Origin of the sequence: Bartonella sp. ML70XJBT.G, assembly GCF_028618575.1 — a bacterium.
Taxonomy (GTDB): domain Bacteria; phylum Pseudomonadota; class Alphaproteobacteria; order Rhizobiales; family Rhizobiaceae; genus Bartonella.
The window spans coordinates 15,027-30,775 of record NZ_JAQITA010000015.1; the positions used below are offsets into that span (position 1 = coordinate 15,027).

Consider the following 15,749-nt stretch of genomic DNA (forward strand, 5'->3'; position numbering starts at 1 on the left):
TTATTTTTACTAATATATGATTCTTGAATATGTATTTCTAAAAATAGAAGAGGCGTTAATTATTTAGCTAAATGAATTTATAAAATATTTTTATTCTTTTTGTTATTATATTTCTTGCAATATATACATAAAAATAATATTATGTTATATTCATTACGGATCTTTATTAAAGAGAATAAGGTATAGAATATGAATATAAGATATTATTTTTATGTATGTGTTATTATTTTAGCGTTTTCATCTATCGTAAAAGCATCTGATCGTACATCTTTTCTAGGAAAAACATCTTTTATTGTTACTTCTACTGTTTTGAAAACAAATCTATTTGTTGAGGATCAAGTCGATCCTTTATTAAATAAGGTTATTATAGCTACTCATCCTGGTAATCATGATGTGTTTTGGAAAAATGTAGCGCCATTATTTCATAAAATAAAACGCATATATAAATCCTTAGGGGAATATTTATACACTTCTATATTCTCTATATTCAATTGGTAGAGTACACAGAGAGCAGTTATGTATTGTTTTAGCTTAATTTTTACAGTAAAATTATGAATTGTGCTTTCATATTTTGGAAATTATTCATCATCTCATGAAGAAGCTGTTTCTCTGATACTATACGTTCTGTATTCTTATTATTTTGTTTTTTGTCCACGTTTCCAACCACATAGACGTTCGCCTTGTTTATTATGCTTTAGAATATCTTTCGCCAAATTTGGGCTAATGACATTAATATCTTGCCGATTCAAATAGATGGGCAACCACCCCATACAAGAAGTTCGTTTATTCGTCGCGCAACCAGTCAGAAAGCTTATTACGCACATCAGCATCACTTTTCTGATTAACTTCATTTTCTACCTCAAGCCGTGTTGTTGCCATCTTGCAAGCTTTTTTTGTTTGTTTTTGCTGTTCAGCTTTTTTTCCAAGGAAAAAAGCTCTTGCCAAAGCAATAAAAAAAGCTGTTAAGATTGCTATTGTTATCGTTAGGTATTTTTTTATCCATAAGATCACAGGCGGTACTCCAGAAAACGTTTAGCGATATATATCATGGCGGTACAAGCTGCTAAAACCATAATAGCTGCTAAAGCCCATTGAACAGGACCATTCCCCGCAACAAGGCCTCCAAGTCCTGAAAGAGAACCTATAATTGGTGTAATAGCTTCTACTTTGCAGATACCCGTTACACCTTGTGATTCTACTATTTGATAATTTGGAGATACATATGAGCCCTGAGCCCATAATCCTGCCTCAGCTGCTCGACGATTGACAAGACCTCGAAGACGCTTTCCTCCTACTCTAGTCCATTTTTGTAATTCAGTTGGCACAGCTTCATAATTTCCTCTATTAAGCTTTTTTACGAGTGTAGAGTTACGAAAAGCTTCTGTTCCAACATTATAAGAAAACGATACAAGTGCGGCAAACTGCTCATCATTTAAAGGAACAGTAACAGTTTGTTCAACAACGTATTCAAATTTTTCTAAGTCTTGACAAAGAATCTTCTCCGCTTCTGCTTCCGTAATCCGCATATCTTTATAGACATGTGGGGTACCAACAGCGCTTGTATGTCCATAACCAATTGCCCACACACCAACTAAATCTTCGTAGGCGCTTAAACGCAAACCTTCCCATTTCTTAATGAGTGCTAATCCTTCTTTTGATATTTTTCGCATTATCCTTATTCCATAAAAAACGACACAAAGCAGGGCATGAATAAAATTAAATTCACATCTGCCTATTTTAAAGAATAGACAGTAAAATAATCTGATAGAGTTATAATACCTCTGCGATAAAAGTATTAAGATCTATATCACTTTGATTTATTGAAAAAAGAACACGTAAATCATTATCTTTCTGTAACAGGCAGTTTCCTCTCAACTTAAAAAGCAACAATTCCAACTCAATCCAATCCGCAATAAAATAGAGTTTGTTCAATATTTTTACAACTGATCACCACTAGGGTTTATCCTATAAATCCTATGGATAGCTTTTATCCTAAATGTTCCTTTCTTCTTAAAAGAAGTCGTTTGCGGTAACGCATCGAATAATATAAAAATAAACAACTGGTGGCATATATTAATTCATCTTATCCACCCATACTACTGCACCGAGGAATACCCTTACAGCATATGCCATAAACGAAAGTTGATAGGCTATCCCAATACGAAAATCATTGTTTTTACATCATCCTCTTTACCAATTTATATCATATTTCCATCAACATTCAGAATAAAGCTCTGTTCAATTGTAATATGAGAATTTCCATAAAAATCACCTATGAATCTTTAAAAATTTAGATAATAAATTTCTTTAACTTACCCCATCATTGTTGTTCTAGAGCAACTTTATTTGAAAAGCTTTCAATTTGCTCACAAAAGCAAGAATCCACCGAAGAAAAGGTAAGAATAATAACAATCAACACAATAAAGACAGAGGCTCCTGAAGAATTATAATATTTGCTACTTATATGAAAAAGATACCATAAAAGTACAAAAAGATATTATAATTATACATTATGTATTTACATATGCGGATTAAGATCCCATATTCAAATACATAATGTATTATACAGATTTGAATCAAAAAATCTACAATTAATTTTATATTTCTTTATTTTGCTCTCTCATTGTCTTAATTGCCTCAAAAGTGATCAATTCACCAAGAAGTTTTTTAAAAGAAAGATCTCTATAAGCCAATCTACAAAAATAAAAAACCATGGATATCATTCGTCCAATCTATACTTTTGATAGCAAGCATCAAAACTCATGGTATAAACTGGGATGAGGGGAACTGGTGCAAATGTGTCAAATATGGAGTTTCTAAAAAAGAGAGTGAGTATTTATTCACTAAACTTAGAAATCTCGTCATTAAGCGCGATCCAAATGTTAAAGAAGAATATTTCAGAGCTATTGGAAAAAGTTATAACATACGATTTCAGTTTTTATTTTCAAAACAAATAAATATAAAGTGAAATGTTCATACGTCTTCCTTCGCATTTGTTATATACAGTGCAAAGAGATTGTTTTAATAATCCATCTTCTATGGATTTGAGATGTGTTTAACGATTTGATTTTGTAGATTTTATAATGCCTTCATTATATCTCGTATCTTTAAATATTTCTTTGATCGTTCTATTGCTATCGTTTATGGATGCTCATAATTAATAAAAGTTATCAAGATATTCTTCTTGTCACTCTATGCTTTAAATTATATTTTGTACTCAATCAGCATTTTCCGATGTGTCATGATAGTGATTTTCACTGCAATCTTCCACTCTTTTAAGCCTGAGGGGCTTTATAAAGGTGATAAAAATACTTTGCGACCTTCCCATAGAGTATGTTCTATTGCTGTTGTAATCAATCTTTTTGCATGAGCTATTTACAATTTGTTAAGAATAAATATTTTAAGATTCTGACACTTAATTCTTAATTTTACCACTAAGGTTTATTTACCTCATATTAAGCCGTATAGAGCAAATTTAATTCCTCATGTGGTAATAAAACTATCCAATCGCTCTGTACGGTGCTTCTTTATCTTGTTGTGACGTAAAATACCGTCATTTAAGATGGTAATATAAGGCATGTAAAACTTCATGCATTAAGTGTGTTCTATTGTTGAATATTTCGCATTGATCGCTTCGAATGCCTCTTAGAGATGGCTAAAAATTAGCTGTATCTGTATCATTTTTATCTTCTGTAGAATTAGGCAAAAAAATCAGTGCCAGTTGGTATGGAGGACAAGATCATAGAGCTTTATGGTTTGAATCAAGATATAGCTGCTCTCTTAAGAAAAGAGGCTGATGTTTGTCGTAAAAATTTTACAATCAAATCTTCAGATTCATTTCACTCTGAAATTATTGGTACGTTTGTTAGAACTTTAGAGAATTTTTCACAACAAGACTTAGCAAAATCCAAAGAAGTTAGCAAAAAAGTATGTGCTTTGTAGAGACGTTTTGGAAAATCCTATTCCCTCACTATTGTTATAGTGTCCCTCACTCTTTAAAAATACTAGTAAAAACAATAGATCATTCTCAAAAAAGTATAAGGTGGTGCCCAGACGCGGATTCGAACCACGGACACGCGGATTTTCAGTCCGCTGCTCTACCAACTGAGCTATCTGGGCACGTTTCACAAAACACGTGAAACGTGTGCGGTTATAACATTAAAATTTCATCTGTCCAGTCACCAAAAGAAAAATAATGAATTTTTTTATGACTTATCTCTATATTCTAGGTAAATTATAATGCTCGCTTGTTATAAAATAAACTTGCTAGCTATATTATGATACGTTACTGTATTTTTATCAAAATGCTATCTTATTGTGGTGATAACGCGAGGGGACCTCTTAAAAGAATCATATAAGAAGAATGATTTAAGGGGAATATTTTTTACAAGGTTTCTGCGTATTTTAAGCTTGCGAAATAAAGAGAAAACATTTTGATTTTTGTTTGAAGGGAATATTGGCTTCAGTCTTTTTATAATAATTCATTTTCTTAAAAGAAAGATAAGCCATCTAAAAGGGGAGAAATAATGGTCATGTTTAAAAAACCTCATTGTCGTCCAAATAACCCAAATTTTTCTTCAGGTCCTTGTAGCAAACGACCTGGCTGGACTTTTGAAGTTCTTAAAAATGCATTAGTTGGGCGTTCACATCGATCGAAAGAAGCAGAGTTAAAACTTGCTGAAGTTATTGATTTAACCCGTGAGGTTCTTGAAGTTCCTTCGGATCATCGTATAGGGATTATTCCTGGTTCAGATACTGGTGCTGTTGAGGCGTCCCTATGGTCTTTATTAGGGGAGCGTGGCGTAGATATGGCGGCATGGGAAAGCTTTGGTTTTGGGTGGAACAAAGATGTTGTTGAGCGATTAAAGCTTTCTGATGTGCGTCGTTTTGAGGCGCCTTACGGTGAGTTACCAGATTTAACACAACTTGATTTTGATCGTGATGTTGTTTTTACATGGAATGGGACAACGTCTGGCGTGCGTATTCCTAATGCGGATTTTATTCCAGAGAAGCGGGCTGGATTAACAATTTGTGATGCTACATCTGCAGCTTTTGGGCAATATCTTGATTTTTCAAAATTAGATGTTGTGACTTTTTCATGGCAAAAAGTTTTGGGTGGTGAGGCAGCACATGGTATGGTGATTTTAAGCCCTCGTGCTGTTGAACGTCTTGAGAGTCATGTTCCAACTTGGTCTATGCCTCAGCTTTTCTATATGACAAAAAATGGAAAGCTGAATGAAGATATTTTTAAAGGGAAGATAATCAATACGCCTTCTATGCTTTGTGTTGAAGATTTTCTGGATGGATTAAAATGGGCAAAGTCTCTGGGCGGTGCACCGGCGCTAAGGGCACGTGTTGAGAAAAATTTTGCTGTATTTGATGCTTTTGTTCGCAAAACACCGTGGGTAGAATATTTGGCCAAAGATCCTAAAGTCCGTTCTAATACATCTGTTTGTTTAGATATTGTCGACCCAGTGATTACTTCTTTGGATACTGAAAAACGGGTATCTTTTATCAAAGCGATAGTGAATCGTCTTGATGAAGAAGGAGCTGCTTATGATATTGGTTCATATAGAGAGGCTCCTCCAGGGCTTCGAGTGTGGACAGGTATAACAATTGAAGCCTCTGATCTTGAAGTTTTAACACAATGGCTTGAATGGGCCTTTCAGGTTGAAAAAGCGCAACTTTAATGAATTGTTGGCGATTTTTATAATTCATTTTCTCCAGCAAGAAAGATACGGGAGATTGTGACAATTTTGCATGTTTTCGTATCAAACGAACAGCTTTCAAATGCCGTATGGATTAGCTAAAGATCATGAAGAGAAGATGAATGATTTGGTAAGTGTTGGCCAAAACGGCAACCAAGAACTCTAAATATTTTTACTTTTATAGCAAAATGGCTGATTGAAAATGAAGATATATTTTATATGAGGATTTTTTTTTGCCTTTATTATCATAAATTTGTGAATTTAATCATCTGAAGATTGGGAAAAAGTCGAAATGAAGAGTCGCACTTGTTCAAAGGTTTCGTTATAAAGAAACGTTTGTTTTTGAATGCTGGTTTTATTTGACAAAACTCGACGGAGAAAGTTATGGCCAATGTAGTAGTTGTTGGTACACAATGGGGCGATGAAGGTAAAGGTAAAATTGTAGATTGGTTGTCTGAGCGTGCAGATATCGTTGTGAGATATCAGGGGGGGCATAATGCAGGGCACACGTTGGTTGTTGATGGGGTTAGTTATAAATTATCCCTTTTACCGTCTGGTTTAGTTCGTGGAAAGTTATCCATTATTGGTAATGGGGTTGTTGTTGATCCTCATCATTTTGTAGCAGAATTAAAAAAACTACGTGAGCAGGATGTGAAAATTACACCGGACATTTTACGTATTGCTGAAAATGCTCCATTGATTCTTTCTTTACATCGTGATCTGGATGCAATTCGGGAAAGTGGTTTATCGGGTTTAAAAATTGGTACAACAAGACGTGGTATTGGGCCGGCTTATGAAGATAAGGTTGGGCGTCGCGCTATCCGCGTGATGGATTTGGCAGAAGCTGATACGCTTATGGCTAAAATCGAACGACTTTTGCGACATCATAATGCTTTGCGTCGTGGAATGGGGGTTGTAGAGATTGATTCTCAAGCGCTTTATGATGAGTTGATGCAAGTAGCAGATGAAATTCTACCCTTTATGGATTGTACGTGGCGTCTTTTAGATGAAAGTGATCGGATGGGAAAGCACATTCTGTTTGAAGGTGCACAAGGTGCTTTATTGGATAATGATTTTGGGACTTATCCTTATGTGACATCATCCAACACAGTTGCTGGACAAGCGTGTACTGGTTCAGGTATGGGGCCAAGAGCAATCCATTATGTTTTAGGTATTGCAAAAGCTTATACAACACGTGTTGGAGAAGGCCCATTTCCGACAGAACAGATCAATGATATTGGTGAATTTCTTGGCATGCGTGGCAAAGAGTTTGGTGTTGTAACGGGTCGAAAACGTCGATGTGGTTGGTTTGACGCCGTCCTCGTGCGTCAGATGGTAACGATTTGTGGTGTTCAGGGTATAGCGCTAACAAAACTTGATGTTTTAGATGGTTTGGATGAGATTAAAATCTGTGTTGGTTATGAACTTGATGGTAAAAGAATCGATTATTTACCTTCTTCCATGGGAGCACAAGCCCGTGTAAAGCCCATTTATGAGACATTAGAAGGTTGGAAGAAAGCAACAGCACATGCTTTGAGTTGGGAAGATTTACCGGTACAGGCTGTCCAATATATACGCTATATTGAAGAATTGATTGGTACGCGGGTGGCTTTATTATCCACTAGCCCTGAGCGCGAAGATACTATTCTTATTACTGATCCTTTTGCAAATTAATGATTATTTTGAAACGTCCGTCTAGTTTCTCACTTTGTCTTTCGTATTTTTCTAGGAAGAGGCAACTTGGGAGGGAGTGAGAGAAAGAATGCAAAAGAGCATTGTTTATTTTTTACATTCATTTTAAATTATTACGATAGTTCTATCAATATACCATATAATGGCTATCAATTTAGAGGGTTAAAAGAGAGACGTTTTGGGCTTTACAACTGGGATTCCTTTTCTCAGTTTGAGAAAGATTATAGAGGATATGGTAGATTTCGTTGGAATCTTAAAAAAAGCAATCAATGCGCAAAATAATGTTACACCGCAAGTGCGTAAGCGGGTTTATAAACGAGCTATCGAGACATTAGAACATCAGTTTGTAGCAACGACAATACCACCAGCAATGGCAGATGAGCAAAGACAGATTTTGCAAAGTGCTATTGCAATCGTTGAAGAAGAATATTTAGCAGTTGAAAAGAAGCAACTTTCTTCAGTTATTGGTTGGAGCCCTGCAGATATAACTGAAGATGATAAGAATACACAAAATTCTACATCACCACAAGGGAATGCATTTTCAGAGAGAGAAACAGAAGAAAGACAAAGTTCTGTTACAAGTTCAAAGAACAACAAGGTATTTAATGAATCTAGTGCATCAGGGATATCAGATGCAGAACCTATCAATATGAAGGATTATTTAGCTTCTCAGTATGTTGATGGCGAGATATTAAAAATTACTCCTTTAGCTCCTTCTTTGCAAGGAGATAATCCTCATATTGTTTCGCATATTTTTTCTCAAGCTGTACGTCGTGCTAATCAGTCGTCGATGAAAAAGCGCATTGTGATAAGTGCTACTGTTGTTGCTAGTCTTATTATTATAACTGTTGGTATTTTTTTTGTTGGTGAGCGTATATTTATATCAAATAATCATCAATTGCCCAGAGAAAATCTTCAAGTTTCTCATGCATTACCAAAGGCACTTTCGATCACGAAAAAGTTAACGAAACGTTTATTAGAGGATGGGAGCGAAATTGATGTCGGTTTAGATCAAACAGCAGATACTGTAAACGAAGAAGGCACCTCAAAAGTTGTTACCGGTAATTTGCAATTAGTTGAACAGTCTGGTGAAGCGATTTTTTATCAAGCACGTACAAATTATGATGTAGAAAAAGTAGCAACTGGGAGTGCTCGTTGGACCCATATAAAGGAGGCTGATGGGAAGGGTGCTCTGGAAGAATCGGCGATACAAGGTGATATAACAATTCCCGATGAAGGGTTATCATTACGGCTCATTTTACGTCGTAATACTGATATATCTCTTCCTGCTGCATATACGATAGATCTTATTTTTATTCCTTCTGATAAATTTTCAGGTCAAGCGATAAGCAATGTTCAAGCATTAACTTTTAAAGCAAGTGAACATTCCATTGGTCAGACTTTAGCAAGAACTGTTTCAACAAAGATTGGTGATGATTTTTTTCTTGTTGCATTGAGCGGCGATCGTCCATTTCTTGATCAAAATTTACAATTGATGCGGGAGTTAGATTGGGTACGTTTGATATTAACGGATAAAAACGGACGCATCAATGAATTAACCTTTGCAAAAGGGCCAAAAGGGGAATCAATTTTTAATGAAGTCATTGGACAATGGCTTACGCAATCAGATAAGCTCACAGTACTTGGTCAAAAAAATAAAACGTCAAGAGGAGTGAAATGAAAGACGACAAAGAGCATTCTCGCCATCAAAAAATTTCATAGATCAATTCGAAAGTATAAAGCCAACAGAGCACAACTTTTAGTCTATTCTAAGGATGCTCAAAGAATTGGCTTTATACTGAACTTCAAAGATTCTACGCTTCACTTTGAGACAAAGCAGACGCTTTAATAGAATTCTGTACTTTTTCAAAGGCACGCATTTCAATTTGTCTTACACGTTCCCGACTGATATTAAATTCATTTGAAAGCTCTTCTAGTGTTAGTGGCTGATCGTTTAAACGACGTGCTTTGAAGATACGCTTTTCACGCTCATTTAGGGTGTCCATAGCATTTGTAAGCATGGAACGACGATTTTCCAATTCACTTTGTTCAATCAAAGTCTGTTCCTGATTGATGGCATCATCCACCAACCAATCTTGCCATTCACCGCTTTCACCTGCTTTTGTGCGAAGAGGCGCATTGAGTGAAGTGTCACCACCAAGTCGGCGGTTCATTGAGACAACTTCATCTTCTGTAACATTTAATTTGGTTGCAATCTCTTTTACTTGTTCTTCGTTAAGATCACCACTATCAAGAGCTTGAAGCCTACTTTTTAACTTACGAAGATTAAAAAACAAGCGTTTTTGATTAGCCGTTGTCCCTATTTTTACCAAGCTCCAAGAGCGCAATACATACTCTTGTATCGACGCTTTAATCCACCATATAGCATAGGTTGCAAGCCTAAAACCCCGTTCCGGTTCGAAACGTTTAACAGCCTGCATAAGCCCAACATTGCCTTCTGAAATAACCTCTCCAATAGGCAATCCATAGCCTCGATATCCCATTGCAATTTTAGCCACGAGACGCAAATGACTGGTTACCAATTTATGCGCGGCTTTTAAGTCATTATGTTCACGATAACGCTGAGCCAACATGTATTCTTCTTTTGGTTCAAGCATTGGAAAACGACGCACTTCTTCTAGGTAACGATTTAATCCTCCGTCACCTATCGTTACTGATAATAAATTCATATGGGCCATATAGCACCCTCCTTTTATGCGAATTCCCTTATAAGGCAAACTCTATTTCCAGATATTATAAATATCTTTCCAATTACATCCTAGCATAATTTTCAATTTTGTTCAAAAAGAGATATTTTATTGTGAAATCTTGAAAAGATAAAAAGTTTCAATTTATTTTTTTTAAATGCTCGATAAGTTCAGTCATATCTTGGGGAAGTGGTGAAGAAAAAGACATAATTTTATCTGTCGCCGGATGTTCAAAAGTCAGGCTGGCTGCATGGAGCGCTTGCCGGTTAAATTGATCGATTGCATTTTTAATGATGGGATAAAGCGTGTTTGATTTTGTTTTAAAAGCACTGCCATAAACAGTGTCGCCTATAAGCGGATGTCCGATATATGCCATATGAACACGAATTTGGTGAGTGCGTCCAGTTTCCAGACGACATTCCAGAAGACTAGCAACAGATGTTGAGTCTGCATAGGTTCCGTATTTTTCTAAGAGAGAAAAATGAGTAACAGCATGGCGAGCACGCGGATGTTGGTTATCGACGACAGCCTGTTTTATTCGGTTATGGCGAGAACGGCCAAGAGATGCATCGATTGTCCAAACATTACGGTGAGGTGTTCCCCAAATCAAGGCGTGGTAACGTCGGTCTAATGCACTGCTACGTCCATGGTCAGAAAATTGAGCACTAAGACTTTTATGAGCAAGGTCATTTTTGGCGACGACCATGACTCCACTGGTATTTTTATCGAGACGATGGACAATACCGGGGCGCTTAACACCACCGATACCAGATAAACTCTTTCCACAGTGATGGATAAGAGCATTAACTAATGTTCCCGTCCAATGACCATTGCCAGGATGAACAACAAGACCAGCTGGCTTATTGATGACGATGACATGATCATCTTCAAAGAGAATGTCCAATACAATGGCTTCACCGCTAGGTTCTGCATCACGAAGAGCAGGCATTGTCAATTCGATGATTTGGTTGGGTTTTAGTTTTGTTTTCGGCTCCTTTATAAGGTGACCATCAATTTTAAGATAACCATCACGGATGAGGGCTTGCAGACGTGAACGTGACAGAGCATTGCGATATTGTTGAGCAAGCCACTGATCAAGTCTTTGTCCAAGAGCAGCTTCATCCGTTATTTGCTGTGTTACCATATGTTTCCTATTAAGTGTTTAATAAGACACTTTTACCAGTACGAAATTGCTTTGGTATCAAGAAATTCTTTGATTCCCCAGTGACCACCTTCACGAGCACGTCCCGAAAATTTTACGCCTCCAAAGTAACTTCCACTGGGTAATCCATGTCCGTTCACTTCTACCATACCAGAGCGTACTTGCGCAGCGACACGGCGACATTTGTTACGATCTTGCGATTGTATATAATTTGTAAGACCGTATTTGGTGTCATTGGCTAAGGTTATGGCCTCATCTTCTGTCTGAAAGGGAATCATTGAGAGGACTGGTCCAAAGATTTCCTCTTGGAAGATACGCATATGAGGTTTGACATGAGCAAAGACCGTTGGGCGCACATAATAACCGCGTTCCATTCCCATTGGTAAACCAATTCCGCCTGCGATAAGAGTTGCACTTTCATCAATTCCAGATTGAATAAGATCTTGAATTTTATCGTATTGTTGTTTTGAAACAACTGGACCAATATGATCTCCTGTTTGATGGTTTGGCCCCACTTTTGTTGTTTCAGCAAGTTCTTTGGCTATTTTGATAGCTTCGTCATAGATACTTTGTTCCACAAGCATCCGTGTTGGTGCATTACAGCTTTGTCCACTATTATAAAAGCAGTGTCGTACACCACGTTGAACAGCATCCGCATCGGCATCAGCAAAGATGATGTTTGCTCCTTTACCACCAAGTTCCAGACAGACCCGTTTTAAAGTGCTGCTGGCATTTTTAGAGATATCTTTTCCTGCTCTGGTTGATCCAGTAAAGCTGATCATTTCTAGATCTGGATGGGCTGCAAGGTAAGCACCAACATGAGCGCCATCACCATTGATTAAATTAAAAACGCCAGCAGGCAAAGCAGCTTCATCTAAAATTTCCGCAAACAGCATAGCAGAAAGAGGCGCGATTTCAGAGGGTTTTAAGACCATAGTACAACCAGCCAACAGAGCAGGGATAACTTTAAGAGTCACTTGATTCATGGGCCAATTCCATGGGGTAATTAACCCTACAACGCCGATAGGATCATAATGAAGAATCGCTTGCTCATTTCCTTCTATTAAAATCTCTTGAAATGAAAACTCTTTGTAAGCTTTAATAAAGTTGCGAATATGAGAACGACCGGTTGCGGTTTGCGCATGAAGTGCCATATCGATAGGTGCTCCCATCTCCATGGAAATGGTCTTTGCCATATCGCTTGAGCGTTTTTCATAGATTTCTAGAATTTTTTCAACGAATCTAAGACGTTCCTGAGGAAGAGTTGCTTTCCAACTCTGAAAAGCTGCTTTAGCAGCATGAATTGCTTTATCTGCATCTTTTGTGCTGCCAAGGCTAATAACAGCACAAGATTCTTCTGTCGATGGATCAATGACGTGAAAATCATCAGGAGTGCTTGGATCATCCCATAGACCATTGATATAAAATTTCCGCTTGTTCAACATGATTCGCTCCCTATTTTTGTATTATTAAATTTCGCTTTATTTGAGCCTTTTTAAACAAAAATAACAAGGATAATCTGCTCGAAGGTAAAGAAATCAGCTTATTTTATAACAACAAGGTGAGAGGATTGAAAGTGCACACCTATACTGACGAATGATAAGATGTGTATTAATTGTTTTTATGAAATGAAAAGGAAAGAGAAGTCTGAGCAATTTCTCGGCATTTTTATCTTAGAGTTCTTTTTACGAAAAATGCACATATCACTGTATGACACTGTGAATTTTACAATTTATCCAATATTGAGAGAGAAAGTTTCATTGAGAGAAATGAAAACATTATTTTTTTTGAAAAGTAACAGTTAGCAAAAGGTTATTAACCTTCATACGATAGTCTTTATGCATTCTTTTTGAAGAAGCAATTATTCTCATTATCATAAGTTTGTTGGATACCATGCACAATTCGAAAAAAAAACCTATTTCTACGCCATCTTTTTCTGATGAGAGTACAAAACATACAGCAGAAGAGCATGCATCTACTAAGATTGCTGAGATATTTTCTTATCCGGAAGTATGGAAAAAGGCATTTACCCTTGGACAAAATGTGCGTTTTACGCGAACACCAGAAGTTGAAATTTTGCGTCGTCGCATAGAAACGGATCCAGTTTTTGCAAAACAATTTAAAATTTTTACGAAAAAAGAACAGGAAAATCTAACAAATATTATACACTCTCATAAGAACACAGCAAGTTCTCCTTCAGCAAAAAAGGTTATCAATTCTCAATCGACAGAAAAGAAAGCGTCAATTTGTCATGCAACGGTTTTGAAGCAATTATCACAGCAAGCTGTCCATAAATCATTTGAGAAGGCAAGCAGGAAGCATAAATTACCAGTAGGCAATGAGGTGAAAAAAACGAAGCCTGTTTGTCATCTGTCTGATGATGCATTTTTTGAGTGTGGATCTTTTATACTGGAACAGCTTGATGCGAAAAACTCAGGAGAAGATATAATATCTATGGATGATACAAATGAGAGTTCACTGGATATGACTTCTGCCTTTGATGAGTCAATTACGGCTCTTTACCGTGTTCTTGAATATCGTTTTCCACAATTTTACGATTCCATCACATCAGAATCTCTAGCAGAAACGCCTCGGGAAATTAAACAAGTTTCTCATTTAAGGCATGAAAAGAATGAATCTGTTGAAGAGGCACAAACGCGTCATTCTGGGTTTATGATTAAAGATTCTTCTGAGAGATTAAGCGATGCAAAAGCAACGAAAGAGCCTCAAAATACCTACAATATGACTGATGGTACAAGAGAAGGTATCGCTCAAAATTCAGAAAAATTTTCTGTAGAGAAACCAAAAGGTAAAGTCTTTCGATCTGCGAATACGTTGTTAAGCAATTATGATTCTGCTTTTATGTCAAATATTCAGTCTTTTAACGCTGATAATTACGAATTTCCTCCAATCGATTTATTACAAGAACCTATTTTCCATGAAGGCACGATGATTCCGCGAGAAACATTAGAGCGCGGTGCTGGACTTTTAGAAAGTGTTTTGGAAGATTTTGGCATTAAGGGTGAAATTATCCATGTTCATCCAGGACCAGTGGTGACAATGTATGAATTTGAGCCGGCAGCTGGAGTAAAATCATCTCGGGTCATTAATCTTTCCGATGATATTGCTCGTTCGATGTCTGCTATTTCTACACGCGTTGCTGTAATTCCTGGACGCAATGTTATTGGTATTGAATTACCCAATGCGGTTCGTGAGACCGTTTATTTGCGGGAATTAATTCAATCAAATTCTTTTCGTGAAAGTCAATTTAAACTTGCTCTTGCTTTGGGGAAAGGCATTAACGGTGAGCCGGTCATTGCGGAATTAGCGAAAATGCCTCATTTATTGGTTGCGGGTACCACGGGGTCTGGCAAGTCTGTTGCAATTAATACAATGATTTTATCGATTCTCTATCGCATGACACCACAGCAGTGCCGTTTGATCATGGTTGATCCTAAAATGCTGGAACTCTCTGTTTATGATGGCATTCCACATCTTTTAACGCCCGTTGTGACGGATCCCAAAAAAGCGGTAACAGCTTTAAAATGGGCGGTTCGTGAAATGGAAGAACGTTACCGCAAAATGGCTAAGTTAGGTGTGCGTAATATTGATGGTTTTAATGCACGTGTTGCACTTGCAGCACAAAAAGGCGAAACGATTATGTGTACCGTACAGTCAGGCTTTGATAAGGAAAGTGGAGAAATGCTTTATCATGAAGAAGCAATGGATCTCACGCAACTTCCTTATATTGTTGTGATTGTTGATGAGATGGCCGATCTCATGATGGTGGCAGGTAAAGAAATTGAAAATGCTATTCAACGTTTAGCACAAATGGCACGTGCGGCGGGGATTCATCTTATAATGGCCACGCAGCGCCCTTCAGTTGATGTTATTACTGGTACGATTAAAGCAAATTTTCCTACTCGGATTTCTTTTCAGGTTACATCAAAAATAGACAGTCGTACCATTTTGGGGGAACAAGGTGCCGAAACTCTTTTGGGGCAGGGAGATATGCTTCATATGGTGGGCGGTGGGCGCATTGTACGCGTTCATGGCCCCTTTGTTTCTGATGCAGAAGTTGAATCTATTGTTGCACATCTTAAAATGCAAGGAAAGCCTGATTACTTAGCCACCGTAACGGATAGTGAAGAGGAAAACAAAGAAAGTGAGTCTGCTGATTCAGTTGCTGGAGTTTCTACAGAAGAAAATCTTGGTGATGATGGTGAAGCACTTTATATGCAGGCTGTAAAGATTGTGATGCGTGATAAAAAATGCTCAACCTCTTATATTCAGCGTCGGCTTGCAATTGGTTATAATAAAGCAGCTTCTCTTGTGGAACGGATGGAAGAAAAAGGCATTGTTGGAGCTGCTAATCATGTTGGAAAACGTGAAATTCTAATCAGTGAGTACAATAATGAAGCAAGACAGTTTTAAAAATGCATGACTTTAAAAATACGGAATGATTGTTATTTTAAGAGT

At 37.1% G+C, this 15,749-nt stretch carries 11 protein-coding genes, 1 tRNA gene and 1 pseudogene; 6 read left to right on the top strand and 7 right to left on the bottom strand.

The window, feature by feature from the left end; all coding sequences use genetic code 11:
* The first annotated feature begins 189 nt into the window (after positions 1-189).
* Positions 190-498 carry a hypothetical protein gene (locus PVV64_RS07650; protein ID WP_273760468.1) on the top strand — a complete coding sequence of 103 codons (309 nt, stop codon included), beginning with the start codon at positions 190-192 and terminating at the stop codon, positions 496-498.
* A gap of 137 nt (positions 499-635) precedes the next feature.
* Here PVV64_RS07650 and PVV64_RS07655 read toward each other — a convergent pair whose 3' ends face one another.
* Genes PVV64_RS07655 through PVV64_RS07665 form a run of 3 tightly spaced genes read right to left on the bottom strand, consistent with a single transcriptional unit; the run spans position 636 to position 1,670 of the window.
* Complete coding sequence (locus tag PVV64_RS07655) at positions 636-851, bottom strand: hypothetical protein (protein WP_273760469.1); 216 nt, start codon at positions 849-851, stop codon at positions 636-638.
* Entirely contained in the window at positions 784-1,011 is a 228-nt protein-coding gene (locus tag PVV64_RS07660; protein ID WP_273760470.1) for a hypothetical protein, read from the bottom strand. Before PVV64_RS07660 ends, PVV64_RS07655 begins: the two co-directional genes overlap by 68 nt.
* Positions 1,008-1,670: a lysozyme gene (locus PVV64_RS07665; protein WP_273760471.1), complete on the bottom strand. Its 663-nt coding sequence runs from the start codon at positions 1,668-1,670 to the stop codon at positions 1,008-1,010. Before PVV64_RS07665 ends, PVV64_RS07660 begins: the two co-directional genes overlap by 4 nt.
* A gap of 1,945 nt (positions 1,671-3,615) precedes the next feature.
* Here PVV64_RS07665 and PVV64_RS07670 point away from each other — a divergent pair.
* Positions 3,616-3,942: pseudogene (locus PVV64_RS07670) on the top strand (XRE family transcriptional regulator).
* 101 nt (positions 3,943-4,043) lie between these two features.
* Here the strand turns inward: PVV64_RS07670 and PVV64_RS07675 are convergent.
* Positions 4,044-4,119: transfer RNA gene (locus PVV64_RS07675), tRNA-Phe, on the bottom strand.
* 407 nt (positions 4,120-4,526) lie between these two features.
* On the opposite strand from PVV64_RS07675, the gene PVV64_RS07680 reads away from it, so the two are divergent.
* From PVV64_RS07680 to PVV64_RS07690, 3 genes are all read left to right on the top strand, one after another.
* Complete coding sequence (locus PVV64_RS07680) at positions 4,527-5,690, top strand: phosphoserine transaminase (RefSeq protein WP_273760472.1); 1,164 nt, start codon at positions 4,527-4,529, stop codon at positions 5,688-5,690.
* Positions 5,691-6,092: 402 nt separating this feature from the next.
* On the top strand, positions 6,093-7,382 hold the full coding sequence (locus PVV64_RS07685; RefSeq protein ID WP_273760473.1) for an adenylosuccinate synthase: 1,290 nt from the start codon (positions 6,093-6,095) through the stop codon (positions 7,380-7,382).
* Between the two features lie 250 nt (positions 7,383-7,632).
* Positions 7,633-9,081, top strand: coding sequence for a hypothetical protein (locus PVV64_RS07690; RefSeq protein ID WP_273760474.1), 1,449 nt, complete (start codon positions 7,633-7,635; stop codon positions 9,079-9,081).
* Between the two features lie 133 nt (positions 9,082-9,214).
* On the opposite strand, the gene rpoH is transcribed toward PVV64_RS07690, so the two are convergent.
* The 3 genes from rpoH to PVV64_RS07705 form a co-directional block, all read right to left on the bottom strand.
* Positions 9,215-10,099 (bottom strand): RNA polymerase sigma factor RpoH, encoded by an 885-nt coding sequence (gene rpoH / locus PVV64_RS07695; protein ID WP_273760475.1) that lies wholly within the window; start codon positions 10,097-10,099, stop codon positions 9,215-9,217.
* 148 nt (positions 10,100-10,247) lie between these two features.
* Positions 10,248-11,252: an RluA family pseudouridine synthase gene (locus PVV64_RS07700; protein ID WP_273760476.1), complete on the bottom strand. Its 1,005-nt coding sequence runs from the start codon at positions 11,250-11,252 to the stop codon at positions 10,248-10,250.
* A gap of 32 nt (positions 11,253-11,284) precedes the next feature.
* The gene (locus PVV64_RS07705; protein WP_273760477.1) at positions 11,285-12,715 is read right to left on the bottom strand and encodes an aldehyde dehydrogenase family protein; all 1,431 of its coding nucleotides are present in this window, start codon (positions 12,713-12,715) and stop codon (positions 11,285-11,287) included.
* Between the two features lie 448 nt (positions 12,716-13,163).
* Between PVV64_RS07705 and PVV64_RS07710 the strand changes: the two genes are divergently transcribed.
* A complete protein-coding gene (locus tag PVV64_RS07710) occupies positions 13,164-15,704 on the top strand; it encodes a DNA translocase FtsK (protein WP_273760478.1) in 2,541 nt (846 codons plus the stop codon).
* The last annotated feature ends 45 nt before the right edge of the window (positions 15,705-15,749 follow it).

Bases quoted from the DNA above. Each gene is read 5' to 3' on its own strand.
- PVV64_RS07650 (WP_273760468.1), top strand. From the start codon at position 190: ATGAATATAAGATATTATTTTTATGTATGTGTTATTATTTTAGCGTTT.
- PVV64_RS07655 (WP_273760469.1), bottom strand. From the start codon at position 851: ATGAAGTTAATCAGAAAAGTGATGCTGATGTGCGTAATAAGCTTTCTG.
- PVV64_RS07665 (WP_273760471.1), bottom strand. From the start codon at position 1,670: ATGCGAAAAATATCAAAAGAAGGATTAGCACTCATTAAGAAATGGGAA.
- PVV64_RS07680 (WP_273760472.1), top strand. From the start codon at position 4,527: ATGGTCATGTTTAAAAAACCTCATTGTCGTCCAAATAACCCAAATTTT.
- PVV64_RS07685 (WP_273760473.1), top strand. From the start codon at position 6,093: ATGGCCAATGTAGTAGTTGTTGGTACACAATGGGGCGATGAAGGTAAA.
- PVV64_RS07690 (WP_273760474.1), top strand. From the start codon at position 7,633: ATGGTAGATTTCGTTGGAATCTTAAAAAAAGCAATCAATGCGCAAAAT.
- rpoH (WP_273760475.1), bottom strand. From the start codon at position 10,099: ATGGCCCATATGAATTTATTATCAGTAACGATAGGTGACGGAGGATTA.
- PVV64_RS07700 (WP_273760476.1), bottom strand. From the start codon at position 11,252: ATGGTAACACAGCAAATAACGGATGAAGCTGCTCTTGGACAAAGACTT.
- PVV64_RS07705 (WP_273760477.1), bottom strand. From the start codon at position 12,715: ATGTTGAACAAGCGGAAATTTTATATCAATGGTCTATGGGATGATCCA.
- PVV64_RS07710 (WP_273760478.1), top strand. From the start codon at position 13,164: ATGCACAATTCGAAAAAAAAACCTATTTCTACGCCATCTTTTTCTGAT.